Below are 23,050 nucleotides of genomic sequence, written 5' to 3' on the forward strand. Positions count from 1 at the left end.
CTGCCCAATGGACGAAATTACTTTCGATAACAACTGGGAGCAGCTCGGCAAATATCCAATACAAACAGAACACGACATTGTAAAAGTGCGGCAACTCGTTCGGCATTATGCCAAAGAGGCACGCATGGGAATAGTAGAGCAAACCCGCGTTACAACTGCAGTTTCGGAACTTTTTCGGAATATGTATAATTATGCGGGTGGTGGTGAAGTATTGATTGAGCGTGGTGTGGTTGAAAGTAAGCGGGCGCTTATTGTAACCTGCCTGGATGAAGGCCCGGGTATTGAAGATCTGGAACTTGCTATGAAAGATGGTTATACATCGGGAATGGGCATGGGCTACGGACTTCCGGGTACCAAACGTTTGGTCGACCGCTTCGAAATTCAGACTAAAGTAGGAAAAGGAACAACTGTGAGGATAATGAAATGGAGATGATTCGTGAACAAAAACTTACTTTACTTATCGAGAATGAGTCAGATATCGGTATCTGCAGAAGAAAATCGGTAAGTCTGGGCACACAAATAGGATTCGACGATGTTAAATCGGGCGAAATCGCTATTGTGATAACCGAACTGGTTACCAACGTGTTAAAACACGGTGGTCGAAAAGGTAAGATTTTAGTGAACGAAGTAAAAACCGACGATGGCAACAAAGGCATTGAAGTGTGGTGTTGCGATTCCGGTCCAGGTATTCCCGATATCGAACAGGCCTTAAAAGATGGCTTTTCAAACAAAGTATCGCTGGGAATCGGGCTGGGTTCCATTCGTCGTTTTTCCGATGTTTTTGAGGTTAATCCAACCGACATCCCTTTCATAAACGAGAACGACCAAACCGGTTTAAACCGCTACAGCAACTGTATCAGAACTTTAAAATGGGTACCAACTAAAAAGTGGCTCGGCGCCAACCGGTCCTTACAAATTGGAGCTGCATCGCGTAGCAAACCCGGCGAACAGTTGAACGGCGACTGTTACGTTATCAATCATATTTCATCAACCAAAACGGTGGTGGCAGTAATCGATGGTCTTGGGCACGGAAAAGAGGCGCACATGGCTTCGCAACTGGCCCGCGAACAGATTTTGCTAAAATCCGGACAATCGGTTGACAACCTGCTTAACCATGTGCACGAAGGTACAAAAGGTACCCGCGGGCTGGTGGCATCGGTTGTGTCGATTGATACCGAAAAGCGCAAAGTGGTTTTCAGCGGAATTGGCAACATCGATGGTTTTGTTTATTCATCAGATAAAAAGAACAACCTGCTTTCGTACGGTGGTATAATTGGCCACAATATGCGTACACCAAGGGTTTTTGAATATGCGTTTAATCCGGGTGATTTTCTGTGTCTGTCATCCGATGGTATTACATCACGCTGGCAATTCGACAACATCAACTGGAAAGAGCATCCGCAAAAGAATGCCGAATTTTTAATTACAAATTACTCAAGAAACAATGACGACGCTACCATTCTTATCGTCCGCTACGATTCATGAGGTTGGAACCATTGTGGTTCAGTTTGAATCGGATGTTGTGAGGGCCCGGAATCTGGGGTCGTTATTGGCTCAGGAGATCATGTTTGATAAAACTACCTGTATCCGGATAGGAACAGCCGTTTCGGAATTAAGCAGGAATATTATTGAGCATGCCCAACAGGGAACTATTGAGTTTTTTATTGTTGAAAGAGCAAAAAAAAGTCCGGGAATTTTGCTTGTTTTTAAAGATAAAGGCAAAGGAATTAAAGATCTTGACGCAATAAAAGCCGGGAACTACAAATCGCGACACGGAATGGGTGTAGGTCTTAGCGGCTCGCAACGCCTGATGGACAATTTCGATATAAAAACCCAATCGAACAAAGGAACAACCATTACGGCAGCCAAATGGCTTCCCTCCTACTTTTCGTCACTCGATAGCAAACGAATTACTTCCATCAGGAAAGCATTTAAAAAGACCATCGAAAGAGGCGACTCGAGCATGGTTGATACCATTAACTCGCAAAACAACGAGCTGGTATTTTTATTGCAGAAACTGCAGGAACGTAACGACGAGATTGAAACAATAAACCACGAGCTGGAAGAAACCAACAAAGGCGTTGTTGCGCTAAACCGCGAACTGGAAGATAAGGCTATTGCCATTGAAAAAGCAAAACTGGAAGCCGAACAAGCCAATAAGGCAAAAAGTGAATTTTTGGCCAACATGAGCCACGAGATTCGAACCCCAATGAACGCTATTCTTGGTTTTGCTGAAATCTTAAGCAATAAAATCACCGACAAATCGCTGATGAACTATGTTTCGGCTATTTCATCGAGTGGCAGTGCGCTTTTAAGTATCATTAACGATATTCTCGACCTCTCGAAAATTGAGGCCGGAAAAACTGAAATTAACTACCGACCAACCGATTTGCATTCGTTGTTAAAAGAAATTGGTCAGATTTTCAGACACAAAACTGAGCAAAAAGGAATTGACCTGATTACTGAAATTGATCCGGATGTTTCAAGATTTATTGAGATCGACGACATCCGCATCAGGCAAATATTAATAAACCTGATTGGTAACGCCGTTAAATTTACCGACGAAGGCAGTGTTAAACTGAAAGTTCGGAAAGTTGCCGAAAATAAAGACGAAGAAACACAAGACATTGAATTTGTTGTTGAAGATACCGGAATTGGAATTGCAGCCGATCAGCTTGAACTGATATTCGGAGCTTTTGAGCAACAGAAAAACCAAAACATCAACAAATACGGAGGAACCGGTCTGGGGCTTGCCATTACCAAACGACTCGTTGGAATGATGAACGGTGAAATTATCGTTGAAAGCGAAGTGGAAAAAGGCAGTTCTTTCCAGGTGAAATTTATAGCCCTAAAAACTGCCAAACATACTGAATCGGAACGTAAGGAAGATACAAAACCAGCATGTAAACTGGTATTCGAACCTGCGAACGTTTTGGTTGTTGACGATTTTCATGCCAACCGAAAAATTATTCAAAGTTTTCTGGAGGCAACCGAACTATCATTAACTCTTGCTGAAAACGGGCAACGAGCAATTGAACTGGCTCAACAATCGGCTCCGAACCTTATCCTTATGGACATAAAAATGCCGGTAATGGACGGTTACCAGGCCACTTCGGTTTTAAAAGCCGACGACAATTTAAAACATATTCCGGTGCTGGCATTCACGGCTTCGGCACTAAAAGAAGATACAGAAAAGATTGAAGAAGCCGAATTTGACGGCTACCTCCGAAAACCTTTTTCAAAAAAGGATCTGATCTCGAAACTGTGCGAGCACCTGAAATACCGCGAGGAACCTATAATTGCTGAGCAGGAAAAGAAAGAAGTTGTAAAACCTAGCAATATTTCGAACCTCCCCGAACTGATTACTGTTTTGGAGGAAAATATCGTTCCTGTTTGGGAAACATTACGAAATACATTTATTCTGGGAGAGATTAAGAAACTAGCTACCCGGGTAAAGGAAATTGGCGAAAAGTATAATTCATCGCTGCTTAAACACTGGGGCGAGCAGGTTGAAGAACAAGCTGACAATTACGACATGGAACACCTTCCCGTAACCATAAACAATTTTGAAAAAATTCTGGACAACCTAAAAAGTAGACTCAAGGAACAAAGTACCATTTTAAAGAATTAGAAAATGCCGAATAGCGATAATCAGAAACCAATAATCTTAATCGTTGACGACGTCCCAAAAAACATACAGGTGCTGGGCACCCTCCTTGCAAAATTTGATTGCGAACTTGCCATTGCAATGAATGGTCAACAAGCATTGGATACGGTTGAAAAAGTAAAACCCGACCTTATTCTGCTTGATGTTATGATGCCAATTCTGGACGGGCATGAAACCTGCCGGATTCTGAAAAGCAATGAGAAAACCAAAGACATTCCGGTGATCTTTTTATCGGCAAAAACAGAAACTGAAGATATAGTTAAAGGCTTTGAACTGGGTGCGGTTGACTATGTTACCAAACCTTTTATCGGAAGCGAATTGCTGGCCAGGGTAAAAACGCACCTTACATTAAAGACCACTCAAAATCTTCTCGGACAAGAAGTTACCAGCAAAAACAAATTTTTCTCGATCATCTCGCACGATTTAAGAGGTGCCTTCGGTATCATTATGAACTTTGTTCAGATTATCCAGGAGAATGAACAGTTTCTGTCGAAAGAAGAAATTGATGAACTGCTGAACGACATTGGTAACACCTCGAAAAATACACTCGACCTGCTGGAAAACCTGTTACGTTGGGCACGTTCGCAAACCGGATCGATAAAATTTGAACCCGAAAACCATAATCTGCTGGAAATATTGTGCGATGTGGTACGCAAACAAGAGCACATTGCACAGGCAAAAAGTATCGCTCTTGAGTATGAAATTGACGCTCCGCTACATGTTTATGGCGATAAGAATATGATCTTTGTGATTTTGCGAAATATTATCGCCAATGCCATAAAATTTACCCATGCCGAAGGAAAGATTCTGATAAGTGGCGAAGACCTTGGTGACAGCGTTAAAATTATGGTTACCGATAACGGTACTGGTATAAAACCGGAGGTAATTGAGAAACTGTTCTCCATCCATACAAAAGTATCGACCCACGGTACCGAGCAGGAACAAGGAAATGGTCTTGGTCTTGTTTTGTGTCATGAATTTGTAAAACGAAATAAGGGAAAAATCGGAATCGACAGCGTTTATGGTGAAGGTACAACGGTTTGGTTTACACTTCCAAAACCTCAACAATAGTAAGTAGCTATTGCTTTGCAAGGCAACTGTCCAACAAGGCAATTAATTCTTTATCGCCGGGCCTTGGTGAAGATTCACTAACCAAGGTTCCGTTTTTATCATACAATAAGTACTGTGGGAAATAATTGATATTCATGCTTTCTAACTGTTTTGATGTATATCTGTTTACAACAAAATAGCTCTCCGCTTGCAGGCCGTATTTAGTACAAGCTCTTTCCCATTGTTCTTGATCCGGTTCTGCCGAAATGTATATTTGCACCAGTTTTTGTCCGTCGTACAATTTTTTTAAGGTGGTTGCAAAAGGAAATTGGTTGATACAGGGCGTACAGTAACTCCCCCAGAAATCGATATAAATCACATTACCCGAATGTTTTGCTATTAGTTCGTTATAAGTAAGGTATTCACAATTTGTGGAGACTAATCGCATATCATTTGCCGCATCCACCAACTCATCATCGAGAGAATACTTATTCCTAACATAATTTACCAGAACTGTATCTTTCACCCGGTTTTCAAATTTATTAAAAGCCTGTCTCGTTTCATCGATCGAACAATTTTCAATGATGTTTTGTATGTTTTTAAATAAAAGCAAATTTTTAGCATGTTCACTTAAAAGAATGCTGGTGTAAATCGTGTCGGCCAGCGTTAAATAGTCCGCAATATTACTGCCGGCTGTTGTAATATTGTTAACCGAATTCGTTGATTTTATACGCCCCACTTTTCGACTAAAATACTGAAAATAAATCCAGTTGGACAGGTCGTTGTAATAACTAAAGTACAACAAACTGTCATTTTTGCTATCAATTAAATTTCCTCCGCTTATCCATCCTAACTCTTGATAGTATTCCATCCTTATGGTAAAATCTTCAGGTGTGAACTTTTTGTACAGCGGTTTTACTGAATGAGAGCCAATTTGCGATTGTAATTTTAGGTTTATCTGTCGATAAAGTAATTGTGTTTTATAGAAATTGGCTATTTCGTCAGAAATTAATTCGTGCTTTTGCAGTGAGTCCAGAAGATTTAATTCTTTCCCCATCTCAAGAATAAAGTTTTTTACAGCAGCATTAAATGCTCTCTCCTCTGCCCCATTAAAACCATTGGTATAATCGGCAAATACAATTGGTTGTTGAAATTTTATAAAAGCAGGAAAATCATTGGGTGTAAGTCTTTCCCTCTTAAGTAAGTCGTAATTCAAATCGAAGGATTTAGTTTCCCTGTTTACAACCTCAACTACAGGCGTTTTATCGTTGTAACGAATAATGGCCGTATCTCCTTTATGGAACAGATAGGAAAACTCATCAACGGTTTTATAAGTATGTGTTAGTTCAACTACATTCCTGTTTGTTGTTATTGTTAAAGTATCAAACAGTTTTGAAGGATCAGGGGTAAAACGGTGCGAAATAAAGTTGTCGTCCACATATTCAGTCTCCGATAAAACCATACAATTCGTTTCTTCCGAACGCCATTCAGCAGGTATATTTTCGAATATTAAAGTAACCTGGTTATTTGCGACCGGGATTTTGCTTTCCGTTTTTTGTCTGGGTGAACAAGCAACAAATAAGACACAAACAATAAAAACGTATCGTAATTGAGATCTTATTTTTATCATGATAGTGAAATTTTGTCTTCATTTATTTTACCGCTAGCACTTGTCCGCTTTGTGAAACCGCTTTTACCTGAATGTTACAAAAGGTCAGAAATAAAACCCGGAATCCAGCCTTTCAATTTTCTGCCCGACGTTTAATTTCCATCATATTTTGTGGCTTCTCTAACGGTTTAAACCCAAACTGTTCGTAAAGTCCATGCGCATCATCGGTTCCTAGCCCCCAACGCTGAAGGTTTTGAAGTTTTTCATGCGTCATTATCGCATGCATTAATTTTTTACCGTAGCCGTTTCCCTGGTAATCCTTGAGAATAAAAACATCCATTATCCAGGCAAACACAGCATAATCGGTCACCACCCGGGCAAATCCAATTTGTTTGTTGTCGATGTACAAACCAAAACACAAGGAATTTTCGATCGAACGTTGCACCACCTCAATATTCCTGCCAACTGCCCAATACGATTCTTTCGACAAATAGTCGTGAATCAGTTTTATATCCAATTTTGTTTTATCGGTTGAAACCTGAAGCATTTCCAATATATTTTCAATTATTACAGTCCCTTTATCAATAGCGAATCACAATCCGCTGCATTTAAGCGGAAGCGTTTTATGGTTTCATACTCATCAGAGGTGTACCAGTCCATAAAATCCTCCTTGCTCTCAAATTTAATCATTACAGTGCGGGTATAACCCCAGTTTCCTTCGAGCACTGTTGGTTCGTTGTCAACCGCCAAATATTCGCCCTTGAACTTCGCAAAAATCGCATCCGATTTATCGATGTATTTTTGGTACTCCACCTCGTCGTTTATTCTAATCTGTGCAACAAAGTAATAGCTCATAACTTCTTATTTCGTCAATTTATATCCAATTACCAATTGGATTTAATGTTGGAATGATTAACAACTTCTACTCCGCCAAATATTCAATATCAGCAGTAGAAATTTCATCCTTTCTCAAATCCAGAATCAGCTGCTTATTGTTTTCATTCGCAAATCGGTCAAGGGTTGTAGTTTGGTTTTTGGTTCGTGTTGCCAAGTGGCAATTACGTATTTTAATACAATTTTATTCGTAATTGATACGCATTGTGCGCCCGTAACTAGTCGTAATCTTTACCGGATAATCATCCAGATTATATGTATACGATGATTCGCAAGGATTACAAATAGCATCTACCAATCCGGAGTAATCTTTAAAAGATATCGATTTTACATTGTTTCTATTTTTTATCACTTCGCCGGTCGCATAATTCCGGGCATCCTTTTTATAATATATTTTATCATCGTACGTATAAAAATATTCCGTTACCAACTGATCACCACTCCATTCTTCCGCTCGCGTAACATTCCCATCCGTCCAATAGTATTTCTGTATCCGGGGATTCTCGCCATAAAAATCGGAATAAGTTGTTTTTTTAACGATATTTCCAGCGTCATCGTATTCGAATTCATAGATCAGATTCAATGGCAAATCGTCTCCCAAATTGATTGAATAACTATAAATTCTATCAATTTCACCCGCATCATTATACGCTATGGAATCTCTGAATACGATCCTGTTATCACTGATCCGGTAGGTTTCAATTTGCTCAACTTTATCATCGGAATACAGAAACTCATATCTCCGCCCTAGTGACCTTAAATCCTCCATTTCTACCAACTGATCCTTTGAATTGTAGTAATAATATTCACTCCATTCATTTTCTTCATATGAGTAATCGATTGAAATTAATTTTGTTCCATTCGAATTTTCAATTTCAACATCGTCTTTTGAGCAACTACAAAAAAGAACAAGTACGGTTAGAATTCCGATTTTCCACCTTATATCATTCATAATTACTTTTTTTAATGTTTACATTTATTAGTTAATGATTGTCTGATTATTAGATGTGCTTTACATAGTATTGGTTGCGTACTAAATCTTTCGTAACGGTTGGTACAAGGTTGCATCGGTTTTTATTCAACTACTAAATTCCTCGATTTTGGATATTTCACCGAATATTTCAGTTTTAGTTCTTTTTCAACCGATGGTTTCAGCGTAAACTCCCACTTTACTTCTCCGGTTTCTTTATTTTGTTTTCCTCCTGATAAATCCTGAATATCAACCTCTATTTCTTCACGTTTTGAAACGGGAACCTGATCAAGAATCATCATATTTATTTCCTGACTTTTATTATTCCGTATCGTTGTTATCCACGACTTCGTTTCTTCCTTCTTCGAACCGATAAATTGCCGGCTTGTAAAGTCCTTTAAATTTTTTCGGCTGACACTCACATTTTTATCTTTTCCTAACGACACTTGTAAAGTGTCGGATGCAAACCTGACATCGATTAATGATTTTCCGATATAAGTCTCTTCGAAAAACAGGTTAGCCTCTCCTTCCAGTAAATTGTATTTTTCCCAATCTGTAATATTTGCGATCAAAAAAGCATCGTTACTAATTTTCGGAACAGCATAATATTGATAAAATGCCGGAACCTGGGAAACTGCCATATCAACCGCATAACTTTTGTTATCCGATTTTACTGAATAGGGAGTTTTAATCTCAAAATCAACTGTGGTCTGATTTTCTGTTTTTTGAAATGGGACGGCAATACTTTCAGTCCCCCGGCTCTTCAGACTTGAACTTCCACGAATTTTAATACCTGCGACTCTTCCCTGAAGTGCAGGTTCAAAATCTGAATCTTCCTGAGTTCCGTAACCTATCGCAACAACTTCATCGAGCGCCACCAGGTCTTGTTCCAATTTTACATTAATTACAGAACGTGTGATTGGCAATGTTTGAGTTTTACAACCAATAAATGAAAAGCTTAAATAATCAGAATTTTGAGGAATGGTAATAGAATACCGTCCGTTTATATCTGTTACGGCACCAATCGTTGTTCCCGGAACCATTACAGATACTCCCGGAAGCGTTTGATTCTCCTTGTCGACAACCCGTCCTGAAACAAAATTTATGGTTGTATTATAAACCGGCGGAAAATTGTTATAATCCAGGTAATAGGTTTTTAACTCGGGAGCAACGCCGGAAGTTGTGGGATTGGATGATGAGAATTTTAATTTGACATTGTCCCAGTCCACTTTAGTGTCTTGTCTGACATTTGCCTTGTAAATAATTTCAACAGGATCGTTTATTGACTTTGCCCGAATATCGTAGCTTGGATTCCAACCGGCATTTTCCACCAGATAGGAGATTTCAATTGAAGCTGAAGTTTTTGTTTTTGTTTCAACTTTAACTACAATTTCTCCCATGGCAAACTCTTTTTTCCCGGAGATGGTATTTAACTGATTTTTAAGGTTGCTTTTTTGCTCGTTCAGGTTTTCTATTGTTTTATTCCGCTCAATTTTTTTCATCATCAAATCGGTGAGTTGAGCACTGTAAAACTCCGACGTTTCCTTTAGGTTTGCCACGCTTGTCTCACTGTTTTCACCCCCGATTACCCGGTTGTCTTTTAAGAAAGTAAGTTGCTCATCGAGTATCGACAAATGTGTTTGTTCCAATTCTATTTTCGAATCAAGAGCTTTAATTTTTGTTTCAATGGTTTTTACCTCATCCGGTTTTTCAAGCGTCTCCAAAAAATTTTGCTGATGATTGACCGACAAAACAGTAACATCGCCATTTGCTTTAACCTGAACACTTTTAGCATCGATAAAAGGCGAAAGCTTAGTAAATTTGAGTACCGTTTCCCCTTCTGCAAATTCAATTGTTTTTTTTCGGGTAATTTGTGCTCCTTCAATAAAAACGGTTACTTCCGAAACACTTGTTTCAATTTCTTTTTCTCCTATTTCCTGTGCAAATAAGTTGCAACAAATCAGGCTTAACAGTAAAATCGTTATTGCTTTCATAATATGGTTTTTAATAGGGTTTAAAACTTTCAAAAATTCGCTTATTGTCCGCTACTTACTAATGCACTTGATATAAAAATCAAACCAATTACCAAGGTTTTTATTCGAGAGATTGTCATCCTGTATTTATTCTATTGGTTTTTGCCGTTTTTTAAAATAATAACTTATTGAAGCGACCATGCCTGTTTCGAGAATTGAAACCCGGTCAATATCTGTTCCAACATTCCCTTTATCATTCGGCTTTTCAAGTGTATTCTGAACCGTTGCCGCTATTCCTACTTTAAAGCTATCATTCAGCCTGAATAAATAGCCCAAACTGCCTGCAATGTAGGGTAAGTTATCGTACTTTATCAAATCATATCTCCCTCCTCCGGAAGAATAACTTTTATACATATTTTTCGAAATTCCTGTTCCTGAAGCCAGTTCAACAAAAGGACTGTGTTTTTTATCCAAAATGGTATATCGAAGGAATATACCTGCTAAAAAGTTCCTGTAATTCTCTTTATCATCATATGCTCCCCGATATGCATTATAATTTCTAAAATATTGAAAATCCAGACCTACAGCTAGTTTCTTACTTAAACAATATCCAAATCGTGGTGCAATGGAAAAAGAGGTAACATGATAATTGTACCCTTCATAGAGTTCCACATCGCCATTTCTATCAACAAATGTTTTCGATTGCCAGAAGGAGATACCTGTTTTACCAACGAACGGCATGTAATCTCCGCCTCCAAACATGGTTACTCCTGTTTCTATAAAGAAACCGCAGTTTTCGTTTTGTGAGAAACAAAATAGTGGTAATAAAGCGATAAAGATTAGAACTGTGTTCTTCATTTCAGGTTTTTTAGCTGTTTAAAAGTAAGAATTTATGGTTAAACAGCTATAGAATAATAAAAGTATTATTCGCTCATTTTTCGAGGTGTCAATACACACCTATCCGAAACATGATACTGATTATTGATGCCTTGGTAGGGCGAGATAATTATTTAACCCGGATTTGCTTTGCGCCCTTAACAACTTCGCCCGAAGCCGTAACAATACGCACATTAATTTGATAATCGCCTGTGATATCGCTGGAATAACAAGAACCTTTTTGTTCTGCCCCCTTTGTTTTCCATGCGTTTTGCTCCCAGTGCAATAATCTTCTTAAATCAGGTACTCTGCTGCTTTTCTCCGGAACAAATTCCCCAAAGCTGAATGATGCATCGGTTAAGGGATAAATAATTCGCTGCATAGATTCAGGCTGAAACACCTCGTTAAAGTTTTTCTGGTGCGTATACAACGAAACGATACCATTAAAAACTTTATTCTTGTAGTAATAATTCTTCGGAATTACATTGATCTGCTCCACCAACTTATAATCCAGTCCGGCCAAATCATCAAAATACGGGTAATACACACCATCGATAAATACAGCAGGGTTCGATCCCAATGAAAAGTTGGTTTCCGGATTTGTGAGATACAACTCCTGCTCTCCCCTTTTTTTCGGGAAATGTACAGTTGGCGTTAATTCGTAGAAATATTCGGAAATGGAATCGAGTTCTGTAAAATCTTTTAGGTAGACTTTTTGATAAACTTCGCCATAAAAACTACTATGAGCAGAGGCATAGGAACTGCTTGCCGGTTTGTAATTTTTCTGATCGAATCGTTCCCCTAGTTGATGATAAAGAAACATTCGTTTCAGAAAATCAACTGTACCCTCATCAAACGCAAGAGCTGTCCTTTCAGGAGTTTTCTCAAAACCATTTACAAAACTTTCATCAAATTTTATCACCGCCTCATTTGATGGCAGATTAAATACAATGTCTTTTGAACCGGCCCGGGCTTCCAACAAAAACTCAAATTTTCCTTGTGCATCAGTCGTGGTGAAATCGATAGCAACGGCATCTCCCGGTAATGACATCACCAGCTCCTGATTTGGAATGGTTTCGTTATTCAATTTATTGATGAGTGTCCCGCTAAGTAAAATTCCTTTATAATCCGGCAAATATTCTATTTTGTCCGATACGGCAAGCGAGGATTGCGTCAAAACAGTCAGTTCTTTATTCAGCAAATTACTCAATACCGGAGCAACCGAAACCGAATAGGCAATTGGCGACAACTGCTCGTCTTTCAGTTGAAAAGAAAAGTCTATCCGTTCTCTGGACGTGTATTCTGACTTTTGTGTTTTGATAATAACTTCATTTTCAACGGGTGTTATTTCTGCTTCTTGTTTTGCTGTTGTATCAACACTAACATTTGCCGTTTTTGCCGGATTAAAAACATAAATTTTTGACACATTCGATGCACCTTCGCCAAAGTTTTTACTCCAGTTTGTGTAAGTCATCAGGTAATATATTCCGGAGTCTATTGTATCGGGGACGGTAATCGAACATTCTCCAATACCTTTGGTCAATAAAATCTTTTTACGCACCAGAGACTGGTTATTCTCCGACACAAATTCAACCAAAGCTAAATTCGAAATCTGCTTTCCCGCTAATTCCTGCTCATTATTTACACTGATACTCATCCACAGCTCGTCACCCACCAAAAGGCACTGTTCGCTTAAGTGCACATCGATTTTTTCGTGTGGCAAACTACCGGTCTGTGCTTTAGCCAAAACACTGATCAGTAGCAGGAATAATATGATATAGCTTTTTGTGGTCATCATGTGCTCTTACCAAAAATCCGGTTTAATATTACTTCCGTACACCCGGCAATCGCTGCAAAAAGCACTTCGGGCATAAAACTGGTTCACAAAATGATAACTGGTAAAATCTGTTACATAAGTACAGCCACCATAGGCATTTTCAGCAGGCACGGCATGCTCGTAATTTTCAATAAATATTCGTTTCCGTTTTACATCCACGGCATTAAAAAATCCCAATACTTTAGAACTTCCGTCGCAGCAGCTAATGTTACCAAAAACGGCAGCCGGCACCTGGTCGTACAACGACCCCGCAGTTTCATTAATGTCCTTTAACTTCTTCCAGAAATCATATAATTCTTCATTAATACGGTACTGACTTACTTCGATGGAATAGCGATAAAACAAGCGGTCGTCGTTCTCCGGAATTTTCAGGACAACGAACTTTTCCACATCGCTGTTTGACTGGCTGGCAACCGATTTAACCAAAATGTTGCTTTGCGGACGCGTTACCCAGCAGTATTTTTTTTCTTCAGGAACGATAACAGTAGCTTCGTAAGGCATTCCAAAACCATCGAGTGCGGTAATATGTCCCGGCATAATCACTTCAAAGGTTTCTGAAAATTCCCACTGATAGTATTCCGTTTCGTTCGTTGGATCGCTGGCATTTACGTAAATATTCATCGCTTTTTGGGTAATCGCCTCGTTATCTACAAATACTACAACCTCTGTTTCTTCCCATTCCAGGTCTCCAAAATCGGGCGATTGCTCCAGCGTTACAGGCGACGATTCATATGCTGCCCCCGTTGCATCGGTTATGAATAACTGGTATTCAATACCCACCTCTGCCTGGTCATCATCATTCAGACTTCTGTACGTTCCGGGAGCCATTTCCACCAGTTCTGTTCGTTTACCGTTACTATCCAGAATATAAACCTGTGCCCCCGATTCTTCCGTAAAATTAACCATTGTATCCAAGGGAACAGAACGCCGCAAAATCACTTCAAACCGACCGGCTTCTGTTGTTATCAAACCTTCTACAACCAAAATACTCTGCATGTCCTCATCTTTTAAATCTGGACGATACGGATCGATACAATTATTCAGCAACACCGCTGAAAGCAAGGAAAAAATAACGACACAATATTTTAATAGTTTAGCTTTCATTAAAATTTAAAATTATAAGATATCGTTGGTATTGCTGTGGCAAAAACTGATAGCCGATAGCCGTTAAACTGTTCTCCTTCGCTCCGGAAAAATACAGAGTACGCATTTTTACGTGCTGTAACATTATAGATGGCAAAAGTTAGTGAACCATCGATTTTTTTGTCCGCTTTTAAGTTACCCTCAAAGGTTACTGAGAAATCCATTCTGAAATAATCAGGAATCCGGTAGCGGTTAAAATCAGAATAATGCAGCATTACCTGGTCTCCCAACTGGTATTTTGCTACCGGGTATGTTATCGGCCGACCTGTTGAATAATTAACTGTACTCGACAACAACACTTTACGAGTTGCTTTGAGATTAAGCAGAAGGTTAAAATTATGCGGTTTATCGTAGTTCGCAGGGAAATACTCGCCATTGTTCACCTTTTCCGATTCAAATTCAGAATCGGCTTTTAACAACGTTCGCATATAAGCATAACCCAAACCTCCGTTTAATCGACCGGTATTCTTTTTTAGTGCAAACTCCACTCCGTACGACTTCCCTTTTCCATTTAATATCTCTGTCTCGATATGATCGTTCAGCAATAAACTTGCACCCGGTTTGTATTCTTTCAGGTTATCAATTCGTTTAAAAAAGCCTTCAACAGAAACCTCAATATCATTGTCTCCAAAGCTTCTAAAAATTCCGGCAGATAACTGGTGCCCCAACTGAGGAGGAATGTGTTCATCACTCAATTTCCAGGTGTCGGTTGGCGATATTGCAGTGGAATTTGTTAAAATGTGAATGTATTGAACGGTTCGATTATAGCTAAACTTTACCGAAGTATTGTATCGTAACATGTAATTAGCCGAAAACCTGAATATTGGATATAAGTATTTTTTCTTGATCGTATTTTCTTCACCTTCAATCACGTCAATAATATTCTCCTCGTCCATTGGCAGGTTTGGATCGTACACATAGCGTAATCCATCGTCAAAAGAGAGATAGCCCGACAAACGCAAACCCGTTTCCAGGGTCAATCTGCTTGTAACCGGAAACTCAGCTCCTGCAAATAGTGCATATTCCATTGCCTTTTCGGTGCTGCTTTCGAACGGGGTGAGAGAAGATCCATCGGGAACAGTTTTCTCCCCGGGATTAACAAAGAAAGCATTCAGCTCGCCACCAAAATTGAGTGTGGCATCTTGTGTAAAACTCACCTGATTATTGTTTTTAAATCCTGCATTCAAAACATCATGAGTCATGTTGTAGGCATTACTCAAACTTTGGCTGCTCGAAATATCATATCCGAACATACTCGTGGTAAAAAGAAAATCAGATTCCCATTTATCATTGTATCGCTGATGAAGATCGGCAGAAAGAATAGCGTTTTTGTATTTGTACAAAGTATCGCTGTGCAGTTTGTATTTGTCGTTACTGGTGTAGGCTGCAATCGCAAGTTGCGACTTATCACTTAAACGCAAATTTGTTTTGGCATGGAAATCATTAAATCCAACCTCACTGTTATACAGATCGGGTACTTTTATTAAATCCAAAACGTAATCAGAATAGGTGCTTCTGGCGCTCACCGCAAAAGTAGATCCTTTTTGAAGTGGCCCGTTCACGGCTATTTTTGCTGACAGCGGACTTATGCCTCCAACACCTTTTATCTTTTTGCTGTCGCCCTCGATTGTATTGATCTCATAAACAGAAGAAATTCGCCCTCCGTATTGCGCCGGCATACTTCCTTTGTAGAGGATGGCATCTTTTACCATATCGGAATTTACGGCCGAGAAATTCCCAAAAAAATGCGACGGATAATAAAGTGGTGCCCCATCCACCAGAATCAAATTCTGATCGGTTTTTCCACCACGCACATTAAATCCCTGCGCACTTTCACCTACGGTTTGTACTCCGGGAATCAAAAGTGTGGTTCTTATAATATCGGGCTCTCCCAGCAAGGCCGGAATAGATTTTATCATCTCCTCACTAATCCGTTCAACCCCCGATCGCACATCGCTCACCGTCTCTTTTTTATCGCCATAAATATCGATATCCCCGATGAGCATCACCTGGGTTTCCAATTCTACATCGAGCCGGCCATTTGAATAAATATTGATAACCCGTTGAGTTGGTTTCATACCTACACTACTAAACTGCAAGGTATGGTTACCTTTCTCCAATAAAATTTCAAAACGGCCATTTTTGTCGGTTGCCACTCCTGTGGTTGTACCGGCAACAATAACATTGCCGTTTGCTACAGGCGACTTGTCGTCGAAAACTTTTAAGGTTCCGGTTAATGTAACCAACCGAGCTCTGGATTGCCCGGGAACACCAATGTTTTTTATTATAAATTCCTGCCTTCTCAGTTCGGCCAAATCAAGTTTTTCCTGCGATATAGTTTCTGGCGCTTTTTCGGTTTGTTGCTCAACAAAAAAGTCGCTTCTAATTTCCGGCCCTTTGTAAATAAATACCTGGTTGTCGATAAGCGTAAAATTCAGGATTAGATCGACACCGATTTTTTGCAAACAACTTTGCAGCGGCTCCTTCTCAAAAACTTCATTTATTACCCGACTTTCTATTTCGGAATCTTTATAAAAGAAACTGAAGTTGTATTGCGTTTCAATTTCTTTAATAAAGTCAATTAACTGAACTCTCGAATAATTACCTGAGATAATCGGCTCTGTCTTCTGTCCCCATGCTTTTACCGAAAACAGCCCAACCAGAAGGATCAATACTATGTATTTAGTGTTGAGGTGCATCAGCATTCAGGGATATTGGTTTTAGGGAATCGTAATAGCTAAAAACAGCGATAAGATCTTCCGGGCGCTTATGATCAAATTTTATACGCTGCTTTTTCATAAATTTCTTGATCTCTGTTTTTCTGTCTTCAAGAAGTGAAAACAACTGACGTTTGGTATCTAACTCAAAGATTCGGCCATCCATTTCAAGGTACATGAGTGCATGCAGAACGTACTCACCCGTATAATTTCCGGAAATAACCTTGTTAATGTACTTTTGAAAGCGAACGTAATAGTTTAACTCTCCGTCATAAAGTTTTGTGTAGAATGCCTTTGGCGTATTTTGGTCCAGCCTCGTGTACGAGAACAAGTACGGTTTTGAATTATCCTCGGTGGAAAACTCAAACGAGTTAATTATTTGCTTGTTCAGGATGTAAGAAAATGCCCGGTCTCCTTTTTTTACAAACAGAATAAGGTCGTCGGTTTCGATGTTATATTTCACATCCATTTCCGGAAAAACTATCCCGTCGCATTTAACATTTGCCTTATTCCAGTCTTCGTTTTTAAAAAACGGCTGCCCCACATATTTTTTCACGTAAGTCCACTCCTCGCCATTGATAATCTTTAAAGCATCGGTGTAAGGAGCAATGGTATCGAACGGAAGAAACTGTTCCTGCCCTTTTGTATGCTGAACAAGAACGAGCAGAAAGGTGAAAACAAGCGATATATTTTTGAGGAAGTGGGTCAAGATGATTTAGGTTTTCAATTAGTTATTCAACTATCGAAAGAGAAAAAGAAAGGGAGTAAAAAACTCCCTTTCTATTATGGTTGTTAGTTTTTATCCCAGAACAATTTTATGCTCATGTCGTCGCCACCCATTGCGGAAACGGCTGCAGCATAACCATCAGGATTTAATTCCTCTTCATCGTAAGGATAAGGCATACGTACAGGTATGTCAGCGTAAGTCATATCTTCCGGAGGATTCAGAATTGGGTAATCCAATCTTCTCCACTCGGCCCATGCCTCAACACCCTGGTTGTACAATGCAATCCATTTCTGAACGCCAATGCTTTCTTTCCAGTTCGCGGCATCGTAGGCATTTGCTGCAAGATAAGCATCAGCTTCTGCTTCAGTACATTCCCAGTATACAATGCTGGCTTTTACTGCTGAGTTAAAATAATCCTCAGCTGTTCCGCCAACGCTCCAACCTCTTTGTGCAGCTTCGGCAAGAATAAAAGCAACTTCAGGATAGCTCAACAAATCGGCTTCGAAAGTAGCTGCCATAAAACGATCGGTGAAGTTTGAGAAGTTGTTGTATGATTGAGCACCGTTTAAACCATAAATAGCACCAATGTATTCACCTTCGTATTGTGTGAAATATTTTCCGATACGAGGATCACCCAATTCATTCATTTTGTCGACGATTGTATTGGCAGGCAACCAGTCTTTACGGTTTGAAACCGAGAAGTGACTATAAATTGTATTTACGTGAGGAACAACTCCGTTATAGTAGAACAATGCACCTTCTCCTGCTTCGAAAACACCGGCAGAATAAGCTGACTCAACTGCTGATTTTGCTGCAGATGCATCAACATCGGCCAAACGGATTCCAAGACGAAGTTTTACAGAAGCTGCAAACTTTTTCCAGCTGGCAACATCGCCGCCAAAAAGAATATCGGCAGAACCAAAACTTCCGTATGAATCATCCATTGAACTGATTGCACTTGAAATACGTGACAACAGATCAGCATAAATTGTAGCTGCATCATCGTAACTTGGAGATGAATTCTCAGAGCCCATAAGTGCTTCAGAATATGGAATATTACCAAAAGCATCAACCAAACACTGGAATGAATAAACGCTCATAACTTCCATAACAGCCAACTTATTGGCATTTTCTATTGCCAACGAACCTGTTGCATCTGTTGCAGAAATAATAGATGCCGCTTCTTTTAAATCCATAATTACGTCCTTGTAGAACGCCGATGAATAGCTATCAGAAATACCCCTGTCCTGGAAGTTATATCTTGCTTCATCGAAGTAAGTAGTCTCCTGCCAGTATTGAGCCAACAATCGTGAAGGATTCGAATTCACACTTGAACTGTTCACTTGATTGGCAAATGAGATCAGAGCATTTGTGAACAGTGTGTTCACAGGCACCTCCGTTGCTGCCTTCGGATTCTGATTATCCGGCAAATCGCACGATGTGATTCCAATTGTAAAGATCAGCATCAATGCTATTGAAATATATTTTATACTTTTCATAGAATTACTTTTTTTAATTTAACCTTAATTAAAAGCCAATTTTAACATTGAAACCAAATGTTCTCGCTGTTGGATATGCACCACTTTCGATACCTTGTTTGTTACCAGAACTTAAACCTGATTCAGGATCGAAGTGTTCAGTGTTTTTGCTAATAATCCAAAGGTTTCTACCAACTGCCGACAATGTCAGATTCTGGATTGGCGTATTGTTAAACCAAGCCTTTGGCAAAGTATAAGCCAACGAAACTTCACGTAATTTCAGATAAGAAGCATCGAATACGTAGCGTGCTGTAGGTGAATTATTGTAGTAGAAAGCACGTCCCCAACGACCTGAGTTAATCAGGATATCGTTTGGTGTACCATCTGCTTTAACACCAGGAAGAATTGTACCACCCGAGTTGGATGCAGCATCGCTTAACGGAACACCACCACCAAAGTGTGCACCCATGTCACCTTCTGATTGTGAAACTACGTTGTCGCGCATTGGGTTACCCAAAACGTTTGTTCCGGCAGTTTCGGCATAAACACCTGTTGCCTGACCGTATTTTGTATTGATTGAGTAAATGTCACCACCCTGTTGCATATCAAGTAATACATTCAAAGTAATGTTTTTGTAGGTGAACTTGTTGATCAAACCTGCATTCCAGTCAGGATTTACGTTACCAATAATTTCGTCTTCTGCATCAGAAATCATGTAGTAACCGTTTTCATTAACTGTAGGTTGTCCGTTAGTGTAAACAAAGTCGGTACCACGAATAACACCTGCAGGTTGTCCAACAGTGTTGTTAATGGTAACATCCCATGCCGAAGTAAGCAGCAAGTTAGATACACCTTCGTAAAGGCTGATAACTTCGTTTTTGTTTTTAAACCAGTTCAATGTAATATCCCACGAGAAATCAGATGTTCTTACCGGAGTGACATCAAGACTAAGTTCGATACCTTTGTTTTGAATTTCACCCGAGTTTACGTAACGACTTGTATAACCCGATGAACGAGAAACAAGTACAGGCATAATCTGGTCGTAAGAATTTGATTTATATACAGAAATATCAAATCCAAATCTGTCGTTAAACATTCTTCCTTCCAAACCTGCTTCATACGATTTTGTACGCTCTGGTTTCAAGTCAGGATTCTGAAGCGTGCTGTTTACTGAGAACAATGCCAGATCACCCCAGTTTGTACCTTGCGAGTAGGTGGAAGTTGTACTGTAAATAGGAGCATCGTTACCTACTTCTGCATAGTTCATTCTGAATTTACCAAAATTCAACCAGCTGGCATCTTTCATTCCACCCAGTTCTGATAAAATTAAACTACCTGAAACCGATGGGTAGAAGTAAGCGTTGTTTCCATCAGGTAAGGTTGAAGAAACGTCGTAACGACCGGTTACATCTAAATAAACAAAGTTATTGTAACCAACAGATGCCTGAGCATAAGCACTGTTCATTCCTTTTTCCTGCAAGCTTTCGCTAACTGAAACAGGAGACACAGAGTTACTGATTGTATACAGACCAGGTACGATCAAACCACCAACAGTAGATCCGGTAGTTGATTCGATATTACTTTGATAAAAGTTTCCACCAACGATACCGTTAATCGAGAATTCATTGATATTCTTGTTGAATTTCAACATAACATCAGTATTGCGCTGATTAAATGTACGTGTACGTTTTGTAAAATCTGATGTACCGTTACTTCCTACAGCGACACGTTCGTTTTGAATTTGCGTGTAATAATCGATAGCTGTACGGCCGGTAAATGTTAACCAGTCGGTAATTTTATAGTTCAAGGCTGCATAACCAAAGAAACGGTTACGTTCGTCATCCTGGAAGTTCATATAACGTACCCAGTAAGGATTATCGAAATAAATAGGTACTAACTCATCATAGTAAGCGTAGTTCCAAGTCCGTTGTCTTCCGTCAGGAGAGATATAATCTTCTTTCAATCGTTTGAAATCAACGTTTGTCTCAATCCACTGACCAAACGACTGCATAACGTTTCCTTCATCATAACCGGTTCCGTAACGACCCACTGCATCAGTTTTAACGTAAGTGATACTTGCATCAACCGAAAGTTTATCGGTGAAATTATGCACTGCTGCAAACGAAAGGGTGTTTTTCTTGATTTCACTGTTAGGCAAAATACCGTTTTCGTCAACATTGGTATACGATAATCTGAATGTTCCTTTATCGTGGGCACCTTCGAAAGATACGTTGTTTGAGAATTTCAAACCGGTTTCGAAGAAATAAGTATAGTCATGTTCCGGTGCAACCCAAGGTCTTTTTTCACCAAATTTTGGAGAAGTCGGATCTAAAGCATCCCAGTGAATAACCATTAAGTTCGGATCGAATGCAGCACCCCATGAAGCATCTTCCGAAGTTGGTGTAATTAAATCTTCAACTCCATCACCGTCAATATCTGCGTAAAAGAAGTAGGCAGTCGGATCTTCGTAGAAAGGACCATAACCACCACCATATAATTTCTGGTGTTTTGGCATTGTCGATTTATCAGCCTTAGAGATCTGAACCTGAGAATTGATTGTGATTCCTAAGCCTTTTTTGTGTTTACCTTTTTTTGTTGTAACCAAAACTACACCGTTTGCTGCACGCGAACCATATAGCGCACTCGCAGCAGCACCTTTAAGTACAGTGATCGACTCAATGTCGTCAGGGTTGATATCCATTGCTGCGTTACCGTAGTCGTATCCACCCCAGCCTGAAGTCTGATTACTGGTATTGGTATTGGCATTGTCGATTGGTACACCATCAACAACAAATAATGCCTGGTTGTTACCGGTTAACGAGGTAGTACCACGAATAAGAATATTCGAAGATCCACCCATTGTATTTGCCTGACGAATCTGAACACCGGCTACTTTACCTGATAATGAGTTAACAAAGTTCGTTTCTTTAACTTCGCTAACCGCGTCGCCGCCTAATTCTGTGGCTCCAAAACCAAGAGATTTTTTCTCGCGTTGAATACCAAGAGCTGTAACAACAACCTCATCAACAGTAATGTCGGCGTTTTCCATTTGAACATCAATCGACGAACGGCCATCGATACTTACTTCCTGAGTAGCCATTCCAACAAAAGAGAAAATAAGAACTGAAGCATCGCCGGGTGCTTTCAAGTTGTAGTTCCCGTCAATGTCAGTTACAGTACCAAGAGTAGTACCTTTTACAGAAACCGAAACCCCGGGAATTGATGATCCATCCTCAGCAGAAGTAACCGTACCGGTCAATGTCTTCGTTTGAGCATTTGACACCAAATTACCCATGAAAAGGAGAATCGATAAAAAAATCGCAATTTTTTTCATAGAAATAATTTTAAGTTATTAATTAAAGAGCTATAAAAATTGTATAAAAACCTTCTATTCTATTTGAAAATAGCCGGGAGGATTTATGTTTCTACGAAGGGTAATTGTGAGTAAATGTAGAGTGAGTACCTCCCGGCAATATCTTATTGCCAAATCCTTTATTTTGCGACTAAAGAATTTGTAAAAATCAATTCGACTATTTACTCTACCAACCACAGAAACAGTTATTAATTAAAAAGCACTAATATTTTTGTCACAGTTATTATTGACCTCTGTAAGACCTGGCGAAGTACTCTAATTGTTAATTTTTTTAACAGTTACCCAAATTTGCAAATAATCCTCCCCTCACGTCCTGTTATTCAAAAAAACCATACTGGTTAACAATGGTATACACGCTCAGATATGAACACAAGGTCAGGTCATTACCTGCCTACAACAGATTGATCGAAATTTTGGTAACTGATAAGTCTTAACTTGAAAAATTTCCCCCTTCATAGAAACAGTTTTAAGTAATAATTAAACAGCTTTTAAAATGTATTTTCTCAAAAGGATTCCCCCAAATCCACTCATTTTTGAGAAACAATTGTTATGTAATATTATTAGTTTAATATTTTTAACACTTACAAATATTAAAAGAAGTTTTGATTTATTAAAGAAAGTGTAAGATTTTTTTGCGCCTGACTGACAAATAGATTAAATAACACACAAAATCAGACTTATTTATACTTAATAAAACCCACCTCTCAACATTCTGAATATGTGCACCTTAACACCT

General features: G+C 39.3%; 16 protein-coding genes. 4 read left to right on the forward strand and 12 right to left on the reverse strand.

Going from position 1 to position 23,050, the window contains the following annotated elements; genetic code table 11:
* Window positions 1-7 precede the first annotated feature (7 nt).
* From SLH46_RS16595 to SLH46_RS16610, 4 genes are read left to right on the forward strand one after another with little or no spacing between them, the layout of a single operon-like run.
* Window positions 8-433 (forward strand): anti-sigma regulatory factor, encoded by a 426-nt coding sequence (locus SLH46_RS16595; RefSeq protein ID WP_320282325.1) that lies wholly within the window; start codon window positions 8-10, stop codon window positions 431-433.
* Window positions 430-1,485, forward strand: a complete 1,056-nt coding sequence (locus tag SLH46_RS16600; protein ID WP_320282326.1) for an ATP-binding SpoIIE family protein phosphatase — start codon at window positions 430-432, stop codon at window positions 1,483-1,485. Before SLH46_RS16595 ends, SLH46_RS16600 begins: the two co-directional genes overlap by 4 nt.
* The gene (locus SLH46_RS16605) at window positions 1,445-3,631 is read left to right on the forward strand and encodes an ATP-binding protein (RefSeq protein WP_320282327.1); all 2,187 of its coding nucleotides are present in this window, start codon (window positions 1,445-1,447) and stop codon (window positions 3,629-3,631) included. Before SLH46_RS16600 ends, SLH46_RS16605 begins: the two co-directional genes overlap by 41 nt.
* Window positions 3,632-3,634: 3 nt before the next feature.
* Window positions 3,635-4,738 (forward strand): hybrid sensor histidine kinase/response regulator, encoded by a 1,104-nt coding sequence (locus SLH46_RS16610; RefSeq protein WP_320282328.1) that lies wholly within the window; start codon window positions 3,635-3,637, stop codon window positions 4,736-4,738.
* Between the two features lie 7 nt (window positions 4,739-4,745).
* Here the strand turns inward: SLH46_RS16610 and SLH46_RS16615 are convergent, their stop codons facing one another.
* The 12 genes from SLH46_RS16615 to SLH46_RS16670 form a co-directional block, all read right to left on the reverse strand.
* Window positions 4,746-6,347, reverse strand: a complete 1,602-nt coding sequence (locus SLH46_RS16615; RefSeq protein ID WP_320282329.1) for a TlpA family protein disulfide reductase — start codon at window positions 6,345-6,347, stop codon at window positions 4,746-4,748.
* A 112-nt stretch (window positions 6,348-6,459) separates the two neighbouring features.
* Window positions 6,460-6,873 carry a GNAT family N-acetyltransferase gene (locus SLH46_RS16620; RefSeq protein WP_320282330.1) on the reverse strand — a complete coding sequence of 138 codons (414 nt, stop codon included), beginning with the start codon at window positions 6,871-6,873 and terminating at the stop codon, window positions 6,460-6,462.
* A 20-nt stretch (window positions 6,874-6,893) separates the two neighbouring features.
* On the reverse strand, window positions 6,894-7,181 hold the full coding sequence (locus SLH46_RS16625; protein ID WP_320282331.1) for a DUF1330 domain-containing protein: 288 nt from the start codon (window positions 7,179-7,181) through the stop codon (window positions 6,894-6,896).
* Window positions 7,182-7,404: 223 nt separating this feature from the next.
* Window positions 7,405-8,172, reverse strand: a complete 768-nt coding sequence (locus tag SLH46_RS16630) for a hypothetical protein (RefSeq protein ID WP_320282332.1) — start codon at window positions 8,170-8,172, stop codon at window positions 7,405-7,407.
* 122 nt (window positions 8,173-8,294) lie between these two features.
* Window positions 8,295-10,184 (reverse strand): DUF4139 domain-containing protein, encoded by a 1,890-nt coding sequence (locus SLH46_RS16635; RefSeq protein ID WP_320282333.1) that lies wholly within the window; start codon window positions 10,182-10,184, stop codon window positions 8,295-8,297.
* A gap of 126 nt (window positions 10,185-10,310) precedes the next feature.
* The gene (locus SLH46_RS16640; RefSeq protein WP_320282334.1) at window positions 10,311-11,021 is read right to left on the reverse strand and encodes a hypothetical protein; all 711 of its coding nucleotides are present in this window, start codon (window positions 11,019-11,021) and stop codon (window positions 10,311-10,313) included.
* 148 nt (window positions 11,022-11,169) lie between these two features.
* Window positions 11,170-12,837: a hypothetical protein gene (locus SLH46_RS16645; RefSeq protein ID WP_320282335.1), complete on the reverse strand. Its 1,668-nt coding sequence runs from the start codon at window positions 12,835-12,837 to the stop codon at window positions 11,170-11,172.
* A 6-nt stretch (window positions 12,838-12,843) separates the two neighbouring features.
* Window positions 12,844-13,980 carry a DUF4249 domain-containing protein gene (locus SLH46_RS16650; protein ID WP_320282336.1) on the reverse strand — a complete coding sequence of 379 codons (1,137 nt, stop codon included), beginning with the start codon at window positions 13,978-13,980 and terminating at the stop codon, window positions 12,844-12,846.
* Window positions 13,980-16,691, reverse strand: coding sequence for a TonB-dependent receptor (locus SLH46_RS16655; protein ID WP_320282337.1), 2,712 nt, complete (start codon window positions 16,689-16,691; stop codon window positions 13,980-13,982). The genes SLH46_RS16650 and SLH46_RS16655 overlap by 1 nt, the downstream gene beginning before the upstream one ends.
* A gap of 10 nt (window positions 16,692-16,701) precedes the next feature.
* Window positions 16,702-17,445: a hypothetical protein gene (locus SLH46_RS16660; RefSeq protein WP_320282338.1), complete on the reverse strand. Its 744-nt coding sequence runs from the start codon at window positions 17,443-17,445 to the stop codon at window positions 16,702-16,704.
* An 83-nt stretch (window positions 17,446-17,528) separates the two neighbouring features.
* Window positions 17,529-18,962: a SusD/RagB family nutrient-binding outer membrane lipoprotein gene (locus tag SLH46_RS16665; protein WP_320282339.1), complete on the reverse strand. Its 1,434-nt coding sequence runs from the start codon at window positions 18,960-18,962 to the stop codon at window positions 17,529-17,531.
* 28 nt (window positions 18,963-18,990) lie between these two features.
* Complete coding sequence (locus SLH46_RS16670) at window positions 18,991-22,275, reverse strand: SusC/RagA family TonB-linked outer membrane protein (protein ID WP_320282340.1); 3,285 nt, start codon at window positions 22,273-22,275, stop codon at window positions 18,991-18,993.
* Window positions 22,276-23,050: the final 775 nt, after the last annotated feature.

This window comes from Draconibacterium sp. IB214405 (assembly GCF_033963885.1).
Lineage (GTDB): Bacteria > Bacteroidota > Bacteroidia > Bacteroidales > Prolixibacteraceae > Draconibacterium.